This is a genomic window from Romboutsia sp., from assembly GCF_051659545.1.
GTDB lineage: Bacteria > Bacillota > Clostridia > Peptostreptococcales > Peptostreptococcaceae > JBOFOR01.
Map to the genome: position 1 here is coordinate 1 of NZ_JBOFOR010000304.1, position 24,205 is coordinate 24,205.

Annotated in this window: 23 protein-coding genes; 2 read left to right on the plus strand and 21 right to left on the minus strand. The window is 28.9% G+C overall.

Features of this window, described 5'->3' with window-relative positions; translation table 11 throughout:
- Nucleotides 1-226: 226 nt before the first annotated feature.
- The 12 genes from ACRC03_RS18080 to ACRC03_RS18135 all read right to left on the minus strand — a co-directional run bounded on the left by ACRC03_RS18080 (nt 227) and on the right by ACRC03_RS18135 (nt 9,413).
- Nucleotides 227-778: a glycerol-3-phosphate responsive antiterminator gene (locus ACRC03_RS18080; RefSeq protein ID WP_438654002.1), complete on the minus strand. Its 552-nt coding sequence runs from the start codon at nt 776-778 to the stop codon at nt 227-229.
- A 126-nt stretch (nt 779-904) separates the two neighbouring features.
- Entirely contained in the window at nt 905-1,060 is a 156-nt protein-coding gene (locus ACRC03_RS18085) for a hypothetical protein (RefSeq protein ID WP_438654003.1), read from the minus strand.
- Between the two features lie 25 nt (nt 1,061-1,085).
- Nucleotides 1,086-1,295 carry a hypothetical protein gene (locus ACRC03_RS18090; protein ID WP_438654004.1) on the minus strand — a complete coding sequence of 70 codons (210 nt, stop codon included), beginning with the start codon at nt 1,293-1,295 and terminating at the stop codon, nt 1,086-1,088.
- Between the two features lie 150 nt (nt 1,296-1,445).
- The gene (locus tag ACRC03_RS18095; protein WP_438654005.1) at nt 1,446-2,510 is read right to left on the minus strand and encodes a lysylphosphatidylglycerol synthase transmembrane domain-containing protein; all 1,065 of its coding nucleotides are present in this window, start codon (nt 2,508-2,510) and stop codon (nt 1,446-1,448) included.
- A 160-nt stretch (nt 2,511-2,670) separates the two neighbouring features.
- Nucleotides 2,671-3,507 (minus strand): RnfABCDGE type electron transport complex subunit B, encoded by an 837-nt coding sequence (gene rnfB, locus ACRC03_RS18100; RefSeq protein WP_438654006.1) that lies wholly within the window; start codon nt 3,505-3,507, stop codon nt 2,671-2,673.
- Between the two features lie 33 nt (nt 3,508-3,540).
- Entirely contained in the window at nt 3,541-4,116 is a 576-nt protein-coding gene (locus ACRC03_RS18105) for an electron transport complex protein RnfA (RefSeq protein ID WP_438654007.1), read from the minus strand.
- A 38-nt stretch (nt 4,117-4,154) separates the two neighbouring features.
- Nucleotides 4,155-4,760 (minus strand): electron transport complex subunit RsxE, encoded by a 606-nt coding sequence (gene rsxE / locus ACRC03_RS18110; RefSeq protein WP_438654008.1) that lies wholly within the window; start codon nt 4,758-4,760, stop codon nt 4,155-4,157.
- Nucleotide 4,761: 1 nt separating this feature from the next.
- On the minus strand, nt 4,762-5,319 hold the full coding sequence (locus ACRC03_RS18115; protein ID WP_438654009.1) for an RnfABCDGE type electron transport complex subunit G: 558 nt from the start codon (nt 5,317-5,319) through the stop codon (nt 4,762-4,764).
- Nucleotide 5,320: 1 nt separating this feature from the next.
- A complete protein-coding gene (locus tag ACRC03_RS18120; RefSeq protein WP_438654010.1) occupies nt 5,321-6,289 on the minus strand; it encodes an RnfABCDGE type electron transport complex subunit D in 969 nt (322 codons plus the stop codon).
- 19 nt (nt 6,290-6,308) lie between these two features.
- A complete protein-coding gene (rsxC, locus tag ACRC03_RS18125) occupies nt 6,309-7,643 on the minus strand; it encodes an electron transport complex subunit RsxC (RefSeq protein WP_438654011.1) in 1,335 nt (444 codons plus the stop codon).
- A 92-nt stretch (nt 7,644-7,735) separates the two neighbouring features.
- The gene (locus tag ACRC03_RS18130; protein WP_438654012.1) at nt 7,736-8,152 is read right to left on the minus strand and encodes a SoxR reducing system RseC family protein; all 417 of its coding nucleotides are present in this window, start codon (nt 8,150-8,152) and stop codon (nt 7,736-7,738) included.
- 316 nt (nt 8,153-8,468) lie between these two features.
- Nucleotides 8,469-9,413 (minus strand): L-lactate dehydrogenase, encoded by a 945-nt coding sequence (locus ACRC03_RS18135; RefSeq protein ID WP_438654013.1) that lies wholly within the window; start codon nt 9,411-9,413, stop codon nt 8,469-8,471.
- Nucleotides 9,414-9,575: 162 nt separating this feature from the next.
- Between ACRC03_RS18135 and ACRC03_RS18140 the strand changes: the two genes are divergently transcribed.
- Nucleotides 9,576-10,739: a DEAD/DEAH box helicase gene (locus tag ACRC03_RS18140; RefSeq protein WP_438654014.1), complete on the plus strand. Its 1,164-nt coding sequence runs from the start codon at nt 9,576-9,578 to the stop codon at nt 10,737-10,739.
- Between the two features lie 137 nt (nt 10,740-10,876).
- Here ACRC03_RS18140 and ACRC03_RS18145 read toward each other — a convergent pair whose 3' ends face one another.
- From ACRC03_RS18145 to fdhF, 8 genes are all read right to left on the minus strand, one after another.
- Nucleotides 10,877-11,350, minus strand: a complete 474-nt coding sequence (locus ACRC03_RS18145; RefSeq protein ID WP_438654015.1) for a GNAT family N-acetyltransferase — start codon at nt 11,348-11,350, stop codon at nt 10,877-10,879.
- Between the two features lie 71 nt (nt 11,351-11,421).
- Complete coding sequence (locus tag ACRC03_RS18150) at nt 11,422-12,426, minus strand: LacI family DNA-binding transcriptional regulator (RefSeq protein ID WP_438654016.1); 1,005 nt, start codon at nt 12,424-12,426, stop codon at nt 11,422-11,424.
- Between the two features lie 14 nt (nt 12,427-12,440).
- Nucleotides 12,441-13,937, minus strand: coding sequence for a UDP-glucose--hexose-1-phosphate uridylyltransferase (gene galT / locus ACRC03_RS18155; RefSeq protein ID WP_438654017.1), 1,497 nt, complete (start codon nt 13,935-13,937; stop codon nt 12,441-12,443).
- 9 nt (nt 13,938-13,946) lie between these two features.
- Nucleotides 13,947-14,936, minus strand: a complete 990-nt coding sequence (gene galE, locus ACRC03_RS18160; RefSeq protein ID WP_438654018.1) for a UDP-glucose 4-epimerase GalE — start codon at nt 14,934-14,936, stop codon at nt 13,947-13,949.
- Between the two features lie 32 nt (nt 14,937-14,968).
- Complete coding sequence (locus ACRC03_RS18165; protein ID WP_438654019.1) at nt 14,969-16,132, minus strand: galactokinase; 1,164 nt, start codon at nt 16,130-16,132, stop codon at nt 14,969-14,971.
- Between the two features lie 338 nt (nt 16,133-16,470).
- On the minus strand, nt 16,471-17,232 hold the full coding sequence (gene fdhD / locus ACRC03_RS18170) for a formate dehydrogenase accessory sulfurtransferase FdhD (protein WP_438654020.1): 762 nt from the start codon (nt 17,230-17,232) through the stop codon (nt 16,471-16,473).
- The gene (locus ACRC03_RS18175) at nt 17,229-17,852 is read right to left on the minus strand and encodes a molybdenum cofactor guanylyltransferase (protein ID WP_438654021.1); all 624 of its coding nucleotides are present in this window, start codon (nt 17,850-17,852) and stop codon (nt 17,229-17,231) included. Before ACRC03_RS18175 ends, fdhD begins: the two co-directional genes overlap by 4 nt.
- A gap of 31 nt (nt 17,853-17,883) precedes the next feature.
- The gene (gene fdhF / locus ACRC03_RS18180; RefSeq protein ID WP_438654041.1) at nt 17,884-20,574 is read right to left on the minus strand and encodes a formate dehydrogenase subunit alpha; all 2,691 of its coding nucleotides are present in this window, start codon (nt 20,572-20,574) and stop codon (nt 17,884-17,886) included.
- A 177-nt stretch (nt 20,575-20,751) separates the two neighbouring features.
- Between fdhF and ACRC03_RS18185 the strand changes: the two genes are divergently transcribed.
- Entirely contained in the window at nt 20,752-21,984 is a 1,233-nt protein-coding gene (locus ACRC03_RS18185) for an aminotransferase class I/II-fold pyridoxal phosphate-dependent enzyme (RefSeq protein WP_438654022.1), read from the plus strand.
- A gap of 94 nt (nt 21,985-22,078) precedes the next feature.
- Here the strand turns inward: ACRC03_RS18185 and ACRC03_RS18190 are convergent, their stop codons facing one another.
- Nucleotides 22,079-24,175 (minus strand): diguanylate cyclase, encoded by a 2,097-nt coding sequence (locus ACRC03_RS18190; RefSeq protein WP_438654023.1) that lies wholly within the window; start codon nt 24,173-24,175, stop codon nt 22,079-22,081.
- Between the last annotated feature and the right edge of the window lie 30 nt (nt 24,176-24,205).

Below are 24,205 nucleotides of genomic sequence, written 5' to 3' on the forward strand. Positions count from 1 at the left end.
TCTCTTCCTTCTATGATAATGTTAGCTAAGGTTGTTAAACCTAAGTTATTAGTTATATTTATATCGATTGTAACTGTAGGTATAGTTATAACTGGATACTTATTCAATGCTATTGGACCATTTTTAATGTAATAAAAATGTAATAAAAAAAGTAGCTATTCTTATAAAATAGTTACTTTTTTTATTCTATCAATTTCCATTATTGTAGATAAGGTACGGTTTAATCTTACCACATTTCAGTTTTACTTAAAGATACTGCCATCGCACCACTAGATAATGCATTTATTATTTCTTCTTTCTCATCTATAAGCCCCCCACAAATTATAGGAATATTAGGATAAACTTTATTGATTTTCTTTACTAGTTTAGGAACTATTCCTGGCATAATCTCAATAGCTTGTGGTTTTACTTTTCTTAAGCTTTCTATAGCATTTTCTAATGACATTGAGTCTATAAAGAAAAATCTTTGTACAACATTTAACTCAATCTCAATTGCTCTTTTTACTATGTTCGTTTTAGTTGTTATAATTCCATCTAAATTTAATTCTTTTTTTATATAGTCTACAATAATAGGACTTGACGATATTCCAGTTATCATATCTACATGTACAAAAACTTTTTTTCCATATTTATGTAAATAGGAGATTTTGTGTTTTAAAGTAACAATATCTCCTGTCAATAAAAATACAATCTCACACTCTGATTTTGCAGCTATTTCTAAACTTTCATCATTTTTTACTGCCCCTATAATAGGATTACTTTCCAATAATTCTCTCATATTCCCCTCCACAACAATTACTTTACGTAAATGTTTAATTACTCTCTAATAATCATTATACTTAATTTAACAATATATTTATACTCAAAATAGAAAAAACGTGGTAAAAAAATTACCACGCTTTTTCTATTTATTTAATCGATCTTCCATTTCTTCCTTTGTTTCTTCTTTTATATTAGCATTTGCTATTATTTCATCTATAGAGGAACTGCTGCTTAATATTTCTTTTGTGTATTGTAGCGCATCTTCGTAATGCCCTTTTCTAAATCTACTGTCGCTCATTGACTTCACTCCTCTAAATTTGATATTAACATGGAGGGAAATGCTTCTTTTTTGCTAACCTTTCGCCTACTATGTCTGATATTTTTTTATTAGATTGAATTTCTTTAGCAATTTCCATTTTTGTACTGTTTTCCTTAAAAAGTTTTTTCATTTCTTTATTATTATCTAACTCTTCTCTTTTCTTGTTCATTTCAGGTTCCTTTCTCAACATATATTTTACTTTTAAGTTGTCCATATATATTTGTTTTACTACTAATATTTTTTTTATATTTTAGATAATTTTTTCATTTATTCTATTATTTATTACTAATAATATTATTGTTGATTTTTTATATTCTTAAACACAAAAGAGCCTTTTATTTAAAAGACTCTTTTTTAACTTAATTTATATTTCAACTCTACAAATTTTATTTTTAGTTTTATCTTGTTTTTCCATATTATAATGTGTTATTATTGTAAAAATTCCACACACTAATATAATTAAATAATAAGCAAATCCACTATATAAAAATACAGAATATCCTATAATTTTTTTTGGAAATACATTTGCAAATATAGTTAAAAATACAAGTTCATTAGCACCTACATTCCCTGGTGTAGGTATTGGAGAAACTGACATATATAAAAACACCTGTAATGTTAACATTTTAATATAACTTAAATCCTTTAAATTAAACATTTTGTATACGCAATAGGATATACTAAAAAATACAGTTAACTGTATAAATGTCATTATAAAGCTTAAAAACAAACTTTTTTTATCTTTTATAAACATCATAATTGACTGGTGGTATTTATTTATCATTTCATCTATTTTTATTTTTTTATCCTCTAAAAATTTAAATATTTTAAATTTGCATAAGAATTTTATAATTAATCCTGCTATAATTTTCATTTTATTAGGATTGAACATAATTAATATTCCTGCTAATAAACTTATTATATTTATAGTCATTCCAATAGTAATTAGTATTAAAATTGAATGTATTTCTGCTTTTAATAAATCTAAGTTTAATAATATTAAAAATCCACTATAAATCGTTACAACTAGCTGAAATATTATCGTCTTGTTGGTTACGATAGCAACCGACTTACTAAACTTAACATTATACTTTGTAAGAGCATAAACTTGCATAGGTTGACTCCCTGATGCAAACGGTGTAACTAAGTTATAATAAAGTCCCATTGTAGCTAATTTAAATCCAATTCCTTTAATTTTAGTTTTTTCTATAGACTTTACTATTAAGTAGTTTATGTAAGATTCTAATAGTATATATATTAATATTAATAAAACCCCTAGTATTATATACTTTTTATTAACTACCTTTACAATCTGAGGTATTAAGCTAATATCTAAGGTAGTTGATACTAAATAAGTTGTAATTGCTATTAAAAACAATAAAAATACATATTGTATAAAAGCTTTTTTCTTCTTAGTGATTTTAATCATAGTATATCTCCTAAATTTTAATTAAGCATTACTCCATAATATACTATATTCTGTTATTTTTGCAACAATTTTGTATTATTTGTACTTTTAAAATAAAAGATGGCATAAACCAATTATTTTTGTAGTTTATGCCATCTTTTATTTTATTTTTTAGATTATTTTATCCTTCATTAGTACTTGCTGACTTTTCTTCTACTAACTTTCCAATTGCCTTTGTTGGACATTTAGCCGCACATTTAGCTTCACCACATTTTTCTATACATATCTGATGATTTACAATTGCCAAATTATTTTCTACTTTTATAGCTTCATGTTCACAGTTTTTACTACATATTCCGCATCCTATACATGAAACTGTACATACTTTCTTAGAAGTTGCACCTTTATCCTTGTTATTACAGTTTACCTCAATCTTAGATTCCGCTGGTATCATTGAAATAACAGATTTTGGACAAATCGTTTCGCACTTGCCACAACCCGTACACTTTTCTTTATTCACTACTGGTAAGTTGTCACTTCCCATTTCTATTACCTCAAATGGACATTTTTTTGCACAAGTTCCAAGACCTAGACATCCATAAGAGCATTCTTTTGATCCACCTAAAACCATATTTGCACTAATACAATCTGATATACCTTCATAGTTATATTTTTCTTTGGCTTTTTCTTTGCATCCACTACACTTTACATATGCATATCTAGGTTCTATTTCTTCTGCTTTTTTACCAGTTAATTCTGCAACCATATTTGCAATTAACTCTTTTCCCGGTATACATAAGTTTGGTGCTACATTTTCATCTAATACTACTGCTTCAGCATAAGCTAAGCAACCAGCATAGCCACAAGCTCCACATTGCCCTTTTGGCAATATGTCTTCGACGATATGAATTAATGGATTTGTTTCAACAGCGAATTTTTTATTCGCAATTGCAAGTACTAGCCCAAAGAAAAGACCTACCGATGTCATTAATACTACTATCATTATGGCAGATTCCATATATTTCACCCCTTTAGAAAGTCCTTATTTTCTTTATATCATTCCTGAAAAACCTAAGAAAGATAAAGCTAACATCCCTGCTAGTATAAAAGCTACTCCCATTCCTTGTAGTGGCTTTGGTACATCTGCGTAAGCTAACTTTTCTCTTAAACTAGCCATAAGCGTTATAGCTAGAGCAAAACCTAACCCTGAACCTAGTGCTGAAACTACATTCATCATAAATCCATAATTACTTTCTGCATTTGTTAAAGGCACTCCTAAAACAACACAGTTAGTTGCAATTAATAATAAATATATCCCCCACATTCCATAAAGTGTTGGCGCAAACTTCTTTATGGTCATTTCTAATAGCTGAACGAAGCTGGCTATTAGAAGTACAAATACTATAGTCTTTAAAAATACCAAATTCAACGGAAGTAATATAAAATTATATACTAACCATGCAAGTATCGAGCTTAAAGTCATTACGGATGTTACAGCCATTCCCATACCTAAAGATGCACCTAAATTTTTTGAAACTCCGAAGAATATACAAAGTCCAAGGAATCTTGTCAATACAAAGTTATTAACTAATACTGTTGATACAAACAGTATCAAATACTCTTTCATTAATTACACCTACCTCTCTTTATACACCACTATATGACTCATCTTGCTTTTTTTGCGTCACGCATATTCATTAAACCTATGATATATCCTATTAATATAAAGGCTCCTGGAGGTAGTATCATTATTAATGCTGGATTGTACCATGATCCCAGTACTGTCATTCCAAGTATTGTTCCATTTCCAAAAAGCTCTCTTATTATTGATATTGCTAACAATGCTAAAGTAAATCCACACCCCATACCAAGCCCATCTAAAAATGATGGAAACACTGTATTTTTGGATGCAAATACTTCTGCACGAGCTAGTATTATTGCGAAAACAACTACTAGAGCTAAATATATACCTAAATCTTTATACAATAAAGGGAAATATGCTTCTAAAACTAACTGCACTACTGTAACTATTGTCGCTATATATGTTATATATACAGGAACACGTACCTTTGGGTTTACAAATTTTCTTGTAAGAGATACTACTACGTTATTTGCTGTAATAACAAACATAACACAAAATCCCATTGTTAGACCATTTGCAACATTTGATGTTACTGCAAGAGCAGGACATAAACTAAGAGCTAGTCTAAATACGGGATTTTCATCATATATTCCCTTTGAAAACACTTTCCATAACTCTTTACCAGTCATCTTACTTACCTCCTATATAATCGTTAACTTCATCAACTGCTATTTTTACCCCTTTTGTCACTGCTCTTGATGAAATTGTTGCTCCTGTTATCGCCTGCACATCTTTTTTATCTGATGGGTTTTTTACTACTGCTAAAGTTTCTATAGTTTTTCCTTTAAATTGATCCTTAAATGGTGACTTTGCAACTTTATCTCCAAGACCTGGTGTTTCATTATGTGATAATATCTTATAACCAATTACTGTATCTTTAGAGTCTACAGCGACCATTAATTTAATAACTCCACCATACCCCTTACTTTCAGACTGATATACATAAGCTATCGTTTTATTACCTTTCTTAGCTTCATAACAATCTTTTTCATTTTTTATTTCTTTAAAGCTCGTAGCCTCTGATACTAGCTCTTTCATTGCTTGTTCTTTTAGTATTACTTCGTTTCTTGCAGAAACTGGAGCTGTTACGAAATATACACAAGCTATAATTAGCCCCGATATAAAACATGCGATTGTTAAGTTAGCTACGATTTCAAATATGCTATATTCTTTTTTTTCTACAGACATATTATACAGCCTCCTTTGATCCAAACTTAGTTGGCTTAGTAAGTCTATCTATAAGTGGTGTTAATGCATTCATTAATAATATTGAGTAACATACACCTTCTGGATAACCACCTTTTAATCTTATAATAGTTGTAATTAATCCACAGCCTATAGCAAATATTATTTGACCTTTTTTAGTTATAGGTATAGTTACCATATCTGTTGCCATAAAGAATGCTCCTATTACCAAACCGCCTGCCATCATATGGAATGCTGGGTCTCCTGTAAAAAATCCATTTGGCCCAAATATCCAAGTTAAAACTCCAACTGTAGCAATCATAACTACTGGTATTTGCCAATTTATATACTTTTTGTATATTAAATATACTCCACCTAATACTAGTAATATTGTACAAGTTTCACCTATTGAACCATTTCTACTTCCTAATAATAATGCTTTATATAAATCTATATTAGACCCAAAAGTATTAATTAAAGCATCATAACCTTGCATTTTTAATATATTAAGTGGTGTTGCAGTTGTAACTACATCCGCTGATGTTGTTAATGAAGTCCATGTAGTCATTGCTACTGGCCATGATACCATAATAGCCGCTCTACCTATGTGTGCTGGGTTAAATATATTTTGACCAAGTCCACCCATAGAATGTTTTGTTATTGCAACTGCTACTACTGATCCTAATGCTGCCATATATAGAGGCAATTCAGGTGGTAAACACAATGCTAATAATAATCCTGTTAAAAATGCACTCCCATCATTTACCGTTACAGGTATTTTTCTAAACTTTTGAACTAAATATTCTGTAGCTACAGCAGCTAAAACACTCGCCAAAATTACCATTAAGGCATTCGTTTTAAAGTAAAATACACCAAATAACGTAGCAGGTGCTAAAGCTAAACTTACACTCCACATTATCTTAGGTACACTTTCGCTAGAACTAATATGTGGAGATGCTGATACTGTATTCATAATCTTCCCCCCTTACTTCTTATTTCTTATTCGCTGCTGATACACATTGTAGTTTATTATATCTTACTGCTTGAACGATTTTTCTTTTTGAAGGACATACATATGAACAACTTCCACATTCTACGCAATCTAGAAGATTGTAATCTTCCTTCGCTTCTAAAAATGCATCTTTATCAGCTAAATTAGCAAACATTGATGGAACTAACCCCATTGGGCAAGCTTCTAAGCACCTACCACATCTTATACAAGGATAAACTGTTCCGCTATTTACTTCTTTTTCTGTTAATGCAAGTATTCCAGAAGTTCCTTTTGCTATTGGAATGTCTAAAGTATACTGTGCAAATCCCATCATTGGTCCACCCATTACAATCTTCTTCGGCTCTGAAGTTAATCCTCCACAATAATTTACTGCATCTGCGAATGTTGTCCCTACTCTAAGAAGCATATTTTTAGGTTCTTTTATAGCTCCTCCACTTATTGTTACTACTCTTTCTACTAGTGGTATTCCTTTTGCAACTGCATCGTATATAGCTACTACAGTTCCTACATTTTGTACTACTACTTTTACATCTGTTGGCAATCCACCTGATGGAACTTCTCTTCCTGTTAATACTTTTATTAACATTTTTTCTGCACCTTGAGGATATTTCGTTGGTAATGCTACTACCTCAATATTTAATCCATCAGCTTTACAAATATTCTCTATAGCTTCTTTCATTTCTACTACAGCTTCAGGTTTGTTATCTTCGATTCCTATGTAGCCTTTCTTTACATTTAATATTTTCATTGTCAATTTCATACCTTCAGCTACTTTTTCTGCCCACTCTAGCATTATTCTATAATCTGCAGTTAGGTATGGCTCACATTCTGATCCGTTTAATATTAATGTGTCTAATTTTACTTCCCCTGGTTGCAATTTAACGTGGGTTGGAAAAGTTGCTCCACCTAACCCTACTATACCTAGAGATTGAACAATTTTAACAATATCTTTTCCTGATAATGCACTCATATCTCTTTCTAAAGGTATTCCTTCACACCACTCATCTTCTCCATTGCTTTCAATAATTACTGACAAACATTTTCCAAATGTTCCGTGGTTATAATCACATATATCCACTACAATCCCACATATCGATGTATGAATATTACTTGATACAAATCCTTGATTTTGTGCTATTAATTGCCCTTTTTTTACTATATCCCCTCTTTTGACTACTGGCGTTGCCATTGCTCCTATATGTTGTCTAAGAGGTATAATAACTTTTTGTGGAATTGGTGCAATTTCTATAGGACAATTACTAGTTAGGGTTTTACTATCTTTTGGATGTATACCCCCGCGAAAAGTTTTTAACATTGTAACACCTCTTTTTTTTAATATACTATAAATATAATTTATATAATTTGGATTTATAGCCTATGGTAAATTTATCCTAAGACTTTTTCCAATTAGGATACTATTCTTGTTATAGTAGGCATACTATTTTTATCATTAGCAAGCCTTCTCTCTACAACTCCTATGATGATTAATGAAAATATGAAAAACATTCCCCCAAATATTAATTCATAAAACGCTACTGGTTTATTAAAGTTATTTGCTGTTAAATAACCTATATATACTCCTAGACAAACTAGCAGTATAGGTTGAATATATACGATATACACTGAAATTAACATTTTTGACCCCTTAGTTTCAAAGTATACTTTCTGACCAATTTCAGCACCTACTGGGTTTTTTACGTTTAAGATAAGAGAATCATTACCTGGACAAGAACCACAATTTTTACAGTCACTGTGTCTTCCTATTTTTATCTTTGCAATTTCACCTTTTGTATCAATGACATAGCCTACCTCTTCTTTTTTCATAACCCTTCTCCCATCCTCTATCTTCTTACTTTTAAATAAATTAAAATTCTTATTAAGTATCGTCTTTAAGTGTTTTTGTTAATTATATAGTATTAATAAAATTTTAAAATTACGTTACATTAATGTTAATTAACGGTAAAATAATTAATTTCCTTAGTTTTTGTTAAATTTTTATCTTTTTGACTTGATTTTATATAGGTATTTAGCATATTTTACTTGTTTTTGTAAATCTTTTGTTTATTTTTGTCAATTTCATATGTTAAAAAGAGCCCTAAAATTATAGTATATTACTATAATTCTATGGCTCTTTTTCCTTCTAAAAGTTAAGTTTATTTATATTTTCTTTCATTATTTCTATAGATTTATCTAATTTTATTTTTTCATTTTCTGCTAAAGGTAGGTGTATAACTTCTCTTATTCCATCTTTATTTACAATGCTAGGAACAGATATATACACATCTTCATGACCATATTCTCCTTTTAAATAAGAGGAAACAGTTAAAACACTATTTTCATTTTCTAATATTGCCTTTGTTATCCTTGCTAATGCTACTCCTATACCATAATACGTAGATTTTTTGCAATCAATTATTTTATAAGCTATATTTCTTACTTCATCTTCTATTTTAGATAAATCTTCAAAAGTTATAAGTGTATTTTTTTTGGCAGCGATTTGGTATATTGGTTGAACCCCGCACAGTGCATAGCTCCAAGCGACAAATTGTGAATCTCCATGTTCTCCCATTACATATGCATTTATATCTTTAAGATTTATATCTAATATTTCACTTAAAGTGTATCTAAGCCTTGATGAATCTAACGTTGTACCTGAACCAATCACTTTATTCTTATCATATCCTGATAATTTCCACGCTATATAAGTCATTATATCTACAGGATTTGTAGCAATCAATAAAATCCCTTTAAATCCAGATTTTTTTATTTCTTCTACTATATATTTCATTATTTTAGTATTTTTATGTAATAGGTCAAGTCTTGTTTCTTCTGGTGTTTGTATTGCACCAGCTGTTATACATATTAAATAGGCATCCTTGCAATCACTGTAGTCTCCTGCATAAATTTTCATTTTTCTAGGAGCAAAAGAAAGTCCATGATTTAAATCTATAGCTTCACCTTCCGACCTTTTTTTATCTATATCTATTAGAACTAGTTCTTCACAAGTACCTTGATTTAACATAGAATAAGCATAGCTCATTCCTACCATACCTGTTCCTACTATAACAACTTTATTTTTAATCATTTCGTCCTCCTAATGCATTTTTTCTATTTTTATTATAATTTTACCCATATTTTATTCTATAAACTCCTTTTATTTATAATTACTTTGAATTGTTTTCTATTAAAATTTAAATAATAAGTGTATAATGATATATAGATTTTATATAAACAAAGGAGTACCTAAATGACTACATTTAAAGAATTAAATATAAACCCTAATGTTATTGAAGGTTTAAAAAAACAAAACATAACACAACCTACAGAAGTTCAAAATTTATCTATAAATAAAATAATAGATAACAAGGACTTGTTAGTTAATGCACAAACAGGAAGCGGTAAAACTTTAGCATACTTACTTCCTATGTTCGAAAAAATAGATATTTCAAAGAGAGAAACGCAAGTTTTAGTACTTGCTCCTACTCATGAATTAGTTATGCAGATAGTTGATCAAGTAAAAACTCTATCAGCTAATTCAAATATCGAAGTAACTTCTTTCTCTTTAATAGGTGAAGTTAACATACAAAAACAAATAAAAAATATAAAAGCTATAAAACCTCATATAGTTGTAGGTACTTGTGGTAGAGTTTTAGATTTAATTTCTCAAAGAAAATTAAAAGCTCATACTATAAAAACAATAATTTTAGATGAAGTAGATAGTCTTCTTAGCGGAAATAATGTTTCAGCAGTTAAAAATATTATTAAATCTACTTTAAGAGATAGACAAGTTTTAGGATTTTCTGCTAGCTTAAATGACTCTACAATCGATATTTGTAATGAAATAATGAAAGAACCTGAAATTATTAAAAGTAATGAAGAGTTACTTATAAATCCTAATATAAATCATATGTATTTGTACGGTGATAGAAGAGATAAATTCACTTTACTTAGAAAGTCTATCGCTGCTACTAATCCAAAAAGAGCCATTATATTCGTAAATGATGAAGATAGTATTGAGATGATAACTACTAAATTAAATCATCATAACTATAAAGCAGTCGGAATATACGGTAGAATGACTAAAGAAGACAGAAAGAATGCTCTTAATGCTTTTAAATTAGGAAAATCTAAGATCTTAGTTTCTTCTGATTTATCTGCTCGTGGACTTGATATAGTGGATATTACTCACGTATTCAATTTAGACTTCCCTGCAAGTATGAATGAATATGTTCATAGATGTGGTAGAACCGCTAGAGGTAACAGAAAAGGTGATGCTATCTCTATAGTTACAAGTCAAAATCTTACTACTATAAGAGATTACAAAAGAAAGTTTAATATAAATATTAAACCGAAGGAATTAAAAGAAGGTATGTTAGTAGACGTAGTATTTAAAAAAGGTAATTCAAAGTAAAGGTGTCCTGCGAAGATAATAATTATATAAGTTTACCTCCAGGCAGTCAAGCTGCATTGTCGGTACAACTTATATAATTATCATCCTCGCTCATTAACTATACCTTCATTGTGTCTTTTTTTAGACTAATATAATACTTATTTTGGTAATGTAAATTCCATCGGTGTGTATCTTATTCCATTCTTAATTTGCTCTATATCGGTAGCAATAAAGCCTATTTTCTTATAAAATTGTATTGCGTAAGGAGATGAATTAAGCCTGATTTTATCTATGTTTTTTAACTTTAATCTACTCAAAATTTCATTAAATAATTTTGTCGCAATACCCTTCCTATGGTATTCTTTATCTACAAAAACAAGTGATAGATGATTTCTTATGCTAATCGCTAACACCCCAATAATTTTATTATTATAGAAAGCTCCTATCATTATTTGTTCTCCTGTTTTAAATTTATTAATAAACTCTTTACTTTCAATAATTTGAACTATAAATTCATCCACCCCTTCTTTACTATAGTCTGGAGCATCAAACTCCATAAATACATTTTTTACCAATTCTAAAGCTTCTTCTATATCATCAAAATCAATATCTTTAATACAGTAATTATTCATGATAACCCCCTTACATATTTAGTTAGTATTTCTCCAGTCTACTAATCATGAGCGAATGAGGTAATTAAAACTTATGTATCTCTTTTTATAAGACTATTATTTAATAGTATTTTCTTACTATATTTATTTCCATTTTCTATTTTTTCTTTTAATAGTATTGCTGAATTTTCTCCTAATAAAAACATATTTTGATCTATTGTAGTAAGTTTTGGCTCTACCATTTCACCTAACTCTATATTATCATATCCAACTATAGACAAATCTTTAGGAATTATTTTATTATTTTTTTTGCAAGCATTTATTATACCTATACCCATAAGGTCATTGCACGCAAATACTCCACTTATTTCTGGATATGAATTTAATATTTTTATTCCTTCTTCCATAGTTTGGTTTACAGTTTGAGCACTATTCCCTTTTCCAATGTTTACTATGTATTCTTCTTTTAAGTTATTTATCTCATTCATCATTTCTCTATATACTTTTTCTTTTACATCATAAGAATAACTTTTTTCTCCTCTTATAAACAAAATGTTTTTATGTCCATTTTCCATAAGATAATCCATAGCTATTCTAGCACCAACTTCCTCATCATTAGCTACTGATGATATATTTGGGCTATTAGTATATCCATTAATAAATACTACTGGTGTTACCTTAGCTATGTTGTTAAAAAAGCTAGATTTAGAATTTTCTGTAGTTGGATCTATTACAATTATTCCTGCTACATTTCTAGACATAAGCTCATTTATTCTATTTTTTTCTTTGTCTTTATCACTATCCATTATGCAAAGAATTATAGAAAACTCCGTTTTTTCAAAATAACTTTCAATTCCATTTATTACACTTGGAAAGAACATATTACTTATACTTGGAACTACTACACCTATAGTACTAGACTGCTGTTTAATTAAATCTCTTGCCTGTGTATTAGGTGTATAATTTAATTCTTCTACTATTTTTAATACTTTTTCTTTAGTCTCTAATTTAACTGGATAATTTCCATTTATCACCCTAGACACAGTGGCTACAGATACATTAGCGGCTTTTGCTACTTCTACTATAGTTGCTTTCATAATTACCTTCTTTCCTATAGAGATTTAATGAACTTATTAAATGCTGCTATTCCCACTTCATTACGTTTAAACACCCCAGCATGTTCTAGTACTGTAGAGAATTTGTTTCCTACTTCATCTCTTAAAATATTTTCTACATTTTCAGTAGTTATATCAGTATAATTATCTCTTATTTGTTTGTACCAAGACGCATGATGATTTAAAACTTCATTTTTATCTATACTTTCAACACCTTGCACTAAAAGTTCTCCTAAAGTATTTAACTCTTCTTTAAGCCTTGCTGGAAGAACTGCAAGCCCCATAACTTCTATTAAACCTATATTTTCTTTCTTTATATGATGCACTTCATTATGAGGATGGAAGATACCCATTGGATGTTCTTCACTTGTGCGATTGTTTCTTAAAACTAGGTCAAGCTCATATACGTTACCTATCTTTCTAGCTATCGGTGTTATTGTATTATGAGGTTCTCCATTAGTTTCATTTATTATTTCTACAGAGTCATCAGAATAGCTTCTCCATGAGTTTAAGATATGGTCTGCTAAATCTAAGATTTCTTCTTTATTTTCTCCATTAAGTCTTACTACTGACATTGGCCATTTTACACGACTTACTTTGGTTTTATCAAACCCGTTTATGTTAAAAGTTTCTTCTATTTGAGCTACTTCCATTGCAAAAGTATAGTTTCCACCTTGGTAATGGTCATGTGATAATATCGAACCTCCAACTATAGGTAAATCTGCATTTGAGCCTGCAAAGTAGTGAGGTAATTGATCTATAAACCCTAATAAATTTGCAAATGTTTTTTTAGTTATTTTCATAGGAATATGCTTAGCATTAAGTATTATACAATGCTCATTGTAGTATACATATGGTGAGTACTGTAAAAACCACTTATCTCCAGCAAATTCCATAGGTATTATTCTATGATTTTGTCTAGCAGGATGGTTTATATTGCCTTTAAATCCTTCATTCTCCTTACATAGTAGACATTTTGGATAAGAAGTAGCTTTCATAAGTTTTGCCTTTGCTATATCTCTTGGGTCTTTTTCTGGTTTAGATAGGTTTATGGTTATATCCAAATCTCCATATTCTGTAGGTGTTTTCCAAACTATATTCTGATCGGTTCTATCTTTTCTTATATAATTTGAAGCTATACTCATATTGTAATAATACTTTGTAGCTTCTTTTTTGTCTTTATTGTACTTTTCATTAAAAGTTCTTATAACTTCAGAAGGTCTCGGCATAACACAATTCATTACTTTTGTGTCAAATAAATCTCTTTCTGTAATTGTATTTTCTATCATACCTTTTTCTACTGCATAATCTAATATATTTTCAAGTATAGATGTTGGAGTGTTTAAAGTTTCATTTACTTCTACCTCTTCAAATTCATTCAACTCTAGTACTTCAAGAATTAGGTTAGATGCATATACTGCATCTAACTTATTTATTAAATTATTTTGTAGGGCAAAATTTATCAGTCTGTTAACTTCATAATTTATATTCATAGAACCCTCCTAGTTTTCAAACCCTTGTGGATGATTTTTGTGCCATTTCCAAGCATCACCTATCATTTTTTTCACATCATCAAACTGAGGAGTCCATCCTAATATTTCCTTTGCCTTTTGACTAGATGCCACAAGTTTTGCTGGATCTCCAGCTCTCCTCTGTCCTATTACAACTTTTATTTCTTTACCAGTAGCTTCTTTAGCTGCTTCTATCATTTCTTTTACTGTAAATCCATTTCCACTGCCTAAATTAAATATGTTACTTTCATTTCCTTTTCTTAGATAGTTAAGTGCTTTTATATGAGCATTTGCTAAATCTATTACATGTATATAGTCTCTTATACAAGTTCCATCATGAGTGTCATAATCTTCACCAAACACTGTTATATGTTCTCTTTTTTTAAGTGGTACTTGAAGTATTAAAGGTATTAGATGAGTTTCTGGAGTATGATCTTCTCCTATATATCCTCCTTCTATAGCTCCTGCTACATTAAAGTATCTTAATGACACATACTTAACTCCATGAGCCATATCAGTCCACTTCATCATTTTTTCCATGATAAGCTTAGTTTCACCATATGTGTTTGTTGGATTAGTTATATCAGTCTCAAGTATTGGTATTTGTTTTGGCTCACCATATACTGCTGCTGTTGAGGAAAATACTATTTTATTTATATTAAATTCCACCATTACTTCAAGTAATACTTGAGTTCCATATACATTGTTATCAAAGTAACTTAGTGGTTCTGTCATGCTTACACCAACTAAAGAGTTTGCTGCAAAATGTATAACTGCTTCTATTTTATTTTCTGAAAATACACTTCTTAAAAATTCTTTATCTCTTATATCTCCTTGACAAAATTTAGAGTCTTTATGAATTGCATCTATATGACCTGTTTGTAAATTATCTACTACTATTACATCTTCTCCATTTGCTACAAGTTGATGTACTGTATGACTACCTATATAACCTGCTCCACCACAAACTAATACTGACATACTATTTCCCTCCTAATTGTATATATTTAAATCTATCCTAATTTTCTAGTCCCATTTGATATATTTGCTACATAGAATGTAGGTGCATACCCTATTTCTTTTTCGTATCCTTTTGTTACATTTTCTATAAAGTCTCCAACATTTTCATCTTTAACTATACTTACTGTGCAACCTCCAAATCCTGCTCCAGTCATACGTGCACCTACTACCCCTTTTTGATTTAAAGCTATATTAACTAATGTGTCTAGTTCTATGCCTGTTACTTCATAATCATCTCTTAATGATACGTGTGAACCAACCATTAATTGACCAAATAAATGTAAGTTATTTTCTTCTAGTGCTTTAACTGCTTTTAAAGTTCTTTGATTTTCGTAAACAGCATGTTTAGCTCTTTTCCTATCTATTTCATTTTCTATTAGCTCTTTGTTTATTTCAAACTCTTCTTCAGTTAATTCTCCTAAAGCTTTTATATTTAATTTAATTTGAATATTAGCAAGTGCTCTTTCACACTCACTTCTTCTTTCATTGTACTTAGAATCAGCAAGGCCTCTTCTTTTATTTGTATTACCAATTACTATAGAGTATCCATCCATATTTATTTCGCTATATCTATATTTTAAGGTATTACAATCAAGTAATATTGCACATCTATCTTTCCCCATACCTATAGCAAACTGATCCATTATTCCACAGTTAACACCTATAAATTTATTTTCAGCTTCTTGTGAGAATTTAACCATGTCCACCATATCTATATTTAATTCAAATGTATCATTTAATATGGCAGCCATAAGTAATTCTAGTGAAGCTGAAGACGAAAGCCCTGCTCCATTAGGTATATTTCCAAATACTAATAAGTCAAATCCATGTTCTATTTCATATCCTTTATCTTGGAATACTTTTATTACACCTTTGGGATAATTTACCCAGTCATGGTTTTTATCATATTTTATTTGCTTTATGTCAAATTCTACTATTCCTATATGTTCAAAGTTTAAAGAGTGCATTCTTATTTTTTTGTCATTTCTCTTAGCTATTACTCCATAAGTTCCAAATGATAATGCACATGGAAATACGTGTCCCCCATTATAATCAGTATGCTCTCCTATTAAGTTAACTCTACCTGGTGAGAAGAATACATTTTCGCAGTCTTTATCAAATATGTTTTTAAAATCTACTTTTAATTTATTTATCATCTTATACCCCTCCATAACTTACTATTAACCCCCTTATAATATTTTAACAGTAAATGTTTTCTATTTAGTTTTCTTGTTCTTTTTAATAAAATTAAGCTTTTTCAATATATTATTAAATTAATTCAATTAACTTATATTGTATTTTAAGATATCTCTATACTTTTATAGTAAACGATTACTATAAATTTGTAAACATTTTCCATTTTAATTTAATCATTAAAATTTATTACTTTTTTAACTTTATAATTCTATTATTAATTATAAAAGTCTATAGATTGTGATTTTTACAATCTATAGACTTTCACATTACTAATATATATTTTTAATACTAGTATAACCTATACATATATATTCATTTTTTTACCTCTAACAAATCCGATCAAGTTAATATTCAATATATTAGCTAAATCAATAGCAACATTAGTAGCAGCAGATCTAGATATTATACAATTAATATTTAATTTTGCACATTTTAGAACAATTTCAGAAGTTATTCTACCACTTGTTAATATTGCTTTATCCTTAACATCAATATTATTTTCTATACTCTTACCTATTATTTTATCTAGAGCATTGTGCCTTCCTATATCTTCTTCAAAAAATATAATCTCATTTAAATCACTAAGAGCTACGCTATGCACTCCTCCAGTGTTCCTAAATAGTTCAGATTTTTTATTAAATTCATTCATAATATCAGTAACTAAAGAATAATTTATTTTTTTATTCTCATAATATTGATTAAGATTTAAATTATCTAGTTCATCATAGTAAATACTACCTTTTCCACACCCTGATGTAATTATTCGTCTTTTATTAGTCTTCTTTTCTAGCAACTCTCTATTTTTTAGTTCTATGTCTACATACCCTTTATCTTCATATACTCGTATACTACTTATATCTTCTATTTTTTCTATAATACTTTCAGAGTGTAAAAAACCTATTGCAAGCTCTTCTAAAGATTTTGGAGTACAGGTTAAAGTTATATACTGCTCTTTATCTAAAAATATAGTATATAAGTATTCTATAATTATACTATCAGTTACTCTTTCCAACTTTTCGTTTTCATATTTTTGAATGCTATATTCTTTTATTGAATTCATATACCAATTTCCCTTTTATATAATTCTAGATCCATTTCTGTATTTATATTTATAAACATATTGTAGTTGAAGTGATTTTTTATAAACTTAATATCCTCTAGATAATAAATTCTTTTATTATTTCTTTCAAAAAAACTTATTATAGATTTCTTATCAGAAGTTTTTAAGTAATTGTTAATTTCATTTCCAAGTTCTTTTTTATAAAACCCTTGAAAAGGTTCTATTTTATTATTCAACTTAGAAATATATACATCACATTCTTTATTAACATTAATGTCATTTTCTACTTTATTCTTTAAATATTTTATGTATCTTTCATCTATATTAGGCATATCACATGCTATTATATAAACAAATTTACTAATACTTTCATTTAGACCCACTGCTATTCCAGCTAGCGGGCCCATTCCTTTTATTTTGTCACTTACAATCTTGTATTTGCTATCTTCATAATATTCTCTTTTGTTAGTTACAATAACAATATCATCAAAATATTTTTCTAAATTCTTACCAATTTCGCATATTAGCCTTTTTTCTCTAATCTCTATAAATTGTTTATCAAATCCCATTCTAGAACTTTTGCCACCAGCTAGAATAATAGCACTTCTAGTATTGTTCATGTCTTTCTTCCTTTCAGTTGAGGAATTCTTATTAAGCTAATACAGTTTCACTTTGCTTTATTTTTTCTACCTTTATAGCACATACCTTAAGGTCTGGAACCTTACTTATACTATCTAATGTTGTGTTTGTCAAATAGTTTGCAGCTCCATCAGCAAAATGGAATGGCATAAAGAATACATTTTCTTCTACTATATCTGTTATCTTTACATATGTTTCTATCTCTCCACGTTTTGATGAAACTTTTATTTTTTCATTATCTTTAAATCCAAGTTTTTGAGCTGTAATTGGATTTACTTCTATATATGAATGAGGAGCTTTTTCATTTAACCCCTCTACTCTTCCTGTCATTGTTCTAGTATGGTAATGATACAGTATTCTACCATTTACAAGAACATATGGATATTCTTCGCTAGTTCCTTCAAAGCTTAATGTATAATCACAAGGAATAAACTTCGCTTTTCCTATAGCAAATTTATCTACATGAAGTATTTTAGTTCCTGGATGATCTAATGTTGGACATGGCCATTGTAATCCATCATCTTCTATTCTTTCATAGCTTATTCCTCCATAAGAAGGAGTTAAACTTCTAATTTCATTCATTATTTCCCTTGGATTATTGTATATCTTATCATATCCTAACTTATTCATAACTTCCATAAGTATAATCCAATCTGGTTTTGAGTTTCCAATTGGTTCTATAGCTTTTCTTATTCTTTGAACTTTTCTTTCTGTATTTGTAAATGTTCCATCTTTTTCTGCAAATGATGCTGCTGGTAACACTAAATCAGCCATTTGCGCTGTCTCTGTTAAAAATATATCTTGCACAACTAAGAAATCAAGCTTCTTAAGTGCTTTTTCTATATGATTTATATCAGGATCAGATATCATAGGATTTTCTCCCATTATATATAAAAACTTAATATTACCTTCACCTATTTCATGTGTTATTTCAGGTACTGTTAATCCAACTGTTCTAGATAGTTTGGTATTCCAAGCTTTTTCAAATTTCTCAACATTATCTTCATTATTTACAGCTTGATATGCTGTAAATACATTTGGTAAAGCTCCCATGTCACAAGCACCTTGAACATTATTCTGTCCTCTAAGTGGGTTTACACCGCTAAATTCTGAACCTATATTTCCACAAAGTAAAGCTAAATTTGATACACTCATAACATTTTGCGTACCTTTAGAATGCTGAGTAATACCCATTGAGTAGAATGTTGCAGCTTTTTTTGCTTCTCCATAAATTATAGCAGCTTTTATTATATCTTCTTTTGGTACTCCACATATTTTTTCTCCTTCTTCAGGAGTGTAGTCTTTAACAAGTTCTACTAATGCTTCATAATTTTCTGTTCTTTCTTTTATGTATTCTATATCTTGTAATCCTTCACTTATTATTACATTCATCATTGTGTTTAATAACGCTACATTCGTACCTGGGTTTATTTGTAAAAATACATCTGCTCTATCTGCTAATTCTATTCTCCTAGGATCTGCTACTATTAATTTTGCACCTTTTGTTACGGCTTGTTTTATTTTAGTTCCTATAACTGGATGATTTTCTGTTGTATTTGAACCAATCACAAAAATACTTTCTAGTTTATTTACTTCTTCTATGCTATTTGTCATAGCTCCACTACCTAATGTAGTTGCAAGACCTGCAACTGTTGAGCTATGTCAGAGGCGTGCACAGTGATCTACATTGTTAGTTCCTATTACTGCTCTTATCATTTTTTGGAATAAGTAATTTTCTTCATTACTACATCTTGCTGATGATAATCCTGCAAATGCATCACTTCCATAGTTAGTCTTAGTTTTATTATAATTATCTAAAATATATTCATATGCTTCATCCCATGTTATTTCCTCAAACTTACCATTTCTTTTTATTAAAGGTGTTTTTAATCTATCCTCATGATTTATGAATTTATATCCAAATTTACCTTTTACACAAAGTAACCCGTCATTTACAGCATCTTCTACCGGTTGACTTCCAACTACCTTTTCGTCTTTAACTGATAATTCTAATTGACATCCAACCCCACAATAGGAGCATGTTGTCTTTACTTTTTCTGTATTGTAAAACTCAGCATTTTTTGGAACTAATGCACCAACTGGACATACTGAAACACAGTTTCCGCATGATACACAACTAGAGTCATTCAATGATTCTTTAAAAAATGGCGCAATTACTGTATTATTACCTCTCTCAACTGCTGATATAGCAGCTACTTCTTGAAGTTCATCACATACTCTTACGCACTTTTTACAAAGTATACATTTATTTGGGTCATAATAATAAAATGGATTGCTGTCATCAATTGATGATTCTTTTGGTTTGTTTTCAAACTTTGGAGTATAATTATGTAGATATAGATTAGTATATTCTTGAAGTTTACAAGTTCTCGTTCTTACACAAGTTGTACATTCTAATGGATGATCTGATACCATAAGTTCTAATATTTGTCTTCTTTCATTTCTTACTTTTGGACTATTTGTGTATATTTCCATACCTTCTCTTACAAATGTACCGCAACCTACTTCTAAATTTTTAATACCGGAGATTTCGACTACACACATTCTACAAAGTCCACTAGGATTTAATCTATCGTCATTACAAAAATTAGGTAACTCAATTCCTATTTTTTTGCAAGCATTCATTATTGTCGTACCCTCTTCAACACTAACTAATGTGTTGTTTATTTTTATTTTTATCAACACATTATCCCCCCCCCTTCAATTTTAAAAATATATAGATTTTTCTATATATTTTAAATTATAGCATAAAATATATACTTTACTTGATTTAGTAATAATTAATTTATATCTATTTTTGTATCTAATACTAATTAACTTTAATATAATATACCATATTAATATTTAGGAGGAATTTTAATGGAGTTTTTAGACAGCTTAGTAGCTAATCGTTTTGGTGGTTCTTCTTTTTTCGAGTCAAATAAAAGGCTCTACAAATTCGAAAAAATAAAAATATTAACTAAAGAGGCTATGTGCAAAAATCCCTTTTTACCACTTATTGATTTAGGTGTTGGCGAACCAGATAAAATGGCTAACGAAAGAATAAGTGATGTCTTATATACTGAAGCTAGAGATCCTAGCAATAGATTTTACGCAGATAATGGTATACTCGAATTTCAAGATGCTGCTTCAAAATATATGGATAAAATTTTCAATATTAAAGGTCTTACTTCATCGAATATTATGCACGGTATTGGTTCTAAATCTATTTTAGCCATGATTCCAATATGTTTCATTAATCCTGGAGATATATGCCTTATGCCAATACCTAGCTATCCAACTCTTGGCACTTATACTAAATTTTTAGGTGGAGAAGTTTATTCTCTTCCTCTTTCTGATAAGAACTGTTTTTTTCCTGACTTAACTAATATTCCAAATTATATATTAAGAAAAACAAAATTGCTTTATATTAATTATCCTAATAACCCTACCGGTCAAGTTGCAAACTATGAATTTTATGAAAATATTGTTAGATTTGCTAAGGAAAATAATATTTTAGTAGTGTCTGATATGGCTTATGCTCATTTAACTTATGACGATTATAAGCCACTGAGTATTTTTTCTATTGATGGTAGTATGGATGTGTGTATTGAAGTTCATTCTTTATCAAAATCTTTTAATATGACTGGATGGAGGCTTGGCTTTGTAGTAGGTTCAGAGAATTTTATTAAGCTTTATAGCACAATAAAATCTCATACTGATTCTGGACAATTTAGGGCTATTCAAAAGGCTGGTGCTTTTGCTCTTGATAACAGTAGTTTAGTAGATATTAATATTGATAGGTACTCTAGAAGACTCGATTTACTTACACATACTCTACAAGAAATTGGTTTTAAAGTAACTAAACCTAAAGGTGGTTTCTATTTATATGCTCCAATACCTAAAGGAGTAAAAAATGGAATTAAATTTAATAGTGCAGAAGATGCTTCTACTTTCATCTTGTCTAATCTTCTAGTTTCTACTGTACCTTGGGATGATTGTGGTTCTTATTTGCGTTTTTCTGTTACTTATGATGCAGATTCAGTTCAGGATGAAATATTAATTATGAAGGAATTAAAAAATAGATTTATTTCATTGAAGTTTGAATTTTAAATTAAAAATAACAAATTTGTAATATGTAAAATATTCAAAAAAAACAAACGAAAATATAAAAGGTAAGATTGTTTAATAATCTTACCTTTTGCAATTATTTATTTTTTATAAAAACTAAATTTCTACCCATATTTTTAGCTTTGTATAATGCCTCATCTGCTAACTTAATTCCATTAGAGAATGATGTATTACTTTCTTTTAAAGCACAAACACCGATACTAACTGTTACTGTTATACTTTTATCATTACTTATTGTATAGCTATACTGCTCTAGAGCTTTTCTAATCTTTTCTGCTAGATTATATCCCTCTTCTAAATTAGTATTAGGTAATACAATTAAAAATTCTTCCCCTCCGTATCTTCCTACAATTCCATTATTACCAAGTTCTAATTTTATTAAGCCTATCATTTTTTTTAGAATATAATCACCAATATTATGGCTATATGTATCATTTATTTTTTTAAAGTGATCTACATCTAACATTAAAATTATAAAAGATTGCCCTTTTACAACATCTATATTAAAAAGTTTTTTGCCTATTTTTAATATTTCTCTACGATTTAATGCCCCTGTTAAACTATCATATTTAGCTAGGTAATTAGCTCTATCATAAAGTTTTGAGTTTTCTATAGCTATAGTTATATACGTTTTTAGAATTTTCAAGGTATTTAAATCCTTTATTGTGTAGGCATTTTTATTATAACTTTGTAAATTTAAAATTCCTATAACCTTACCATCTTTAATTAACGGACAAAATATTAAAGAGTAAGGGAGTTCTTCATTCTTTTTTTTATTAGCTTCATATGCTTCTTTATAATCTTTGTACTCTACAGTTAAATCATTAATTATAATATCCCTTTTATTGTTAACGCAGTATGCTGCAAAACTTTTTTCATTATCTGTTTTCAATGGTATATTTTCTTGTCTTTTTCCATGCTCTATAAGAAACTCATAGTTTATAGTTTTTTCTTCTTCATTATATAAACCAATTCCAAATACATCTGCTTCTAATAGCATGTTTATTTCTTCATATATTGTATCAAATGTACTTTGTTTTTTTAACTTTGAGGTTATTTTTTTACCTATTTTAGAAATTATATCAATTTGATTATATAATGATTTATAAGCCATAGCATCTTGGGTAATGGTTTTACTGTGTAATCTTGCAAACCACACACTACTACTTTGATTAAATATTTCTTTCTCATATTTACAAAGTTCTTCTTTTGCATAATATGCTTTCTCAAAGTCTTTACATTTAATGTATATTAAGCTAAGCTCTTCATAAATTTCTTTTAATAAAACATTAGAATTAATTCTTTTAGATTCTTCTATAGCTTCTTTTAGTTTTTCTTCACCCTCTACCAAATTATTTAAGTAACAATTTAATTTAGCCCATCTAATTAATGTTCTAATTTTTATATCTGCAATTTTGTATCGATTTGCATATTTGATGGACTCTTCAAAGTATTCTTGAGATTCATTAATTTTACCAATTTTATGACTAATTTCACCTAAAATAGATAATGTTTCTGATAAAAGGAAACTATAATTATGTTTTTTAACTAACTTATAAGCTGTATAACAATACTCATATGCTGCATTATTATCTTCATATTTTAGGTGAATTTCAGCCAATAGATTGTACATGATTGCTCTGTGTTCATCTTTAATATCACAATATAAATTTTCTAGTCTCTTTACTAACTCTAAAGCTTCTTTGTAATATCCACTTTGTAAATATGCATTTGCAGTGTTTATTAATAAGGGTGGTAATAAATCTTCTCTAGAGCTTTGTTCTGCTATACTTATTCCATTCAATCCATATTCTATTGCCATGTCAAACATCCCTAGCTTTGTATAATCAGCTAACAGAGCATTGTACATTTGTGACGTTCCATCCATATCATTACATTCTATAAATATTTCATTTGATTTACTATGATATTCTATTGCCTTGTCTACTTCACAGCAATCACTATAGTACCAACCAATTGAACTTAAACACCAACCATATTCATTTTTATAACCACATTCTTTAGCTATCTCAAGTACCTTCTCCATAACTAAGTTTACATATTTAGGGTTAGAACGATTATAATACGTATAAAATTTCTTAAAATAATCTATGTGCTCTTTATCTTGTTTAAACTTTTCTAAATACTCTTCCACTACCCCATATTTATCCACTGATATCGCTCCCCCCTTGATCTAACCTTT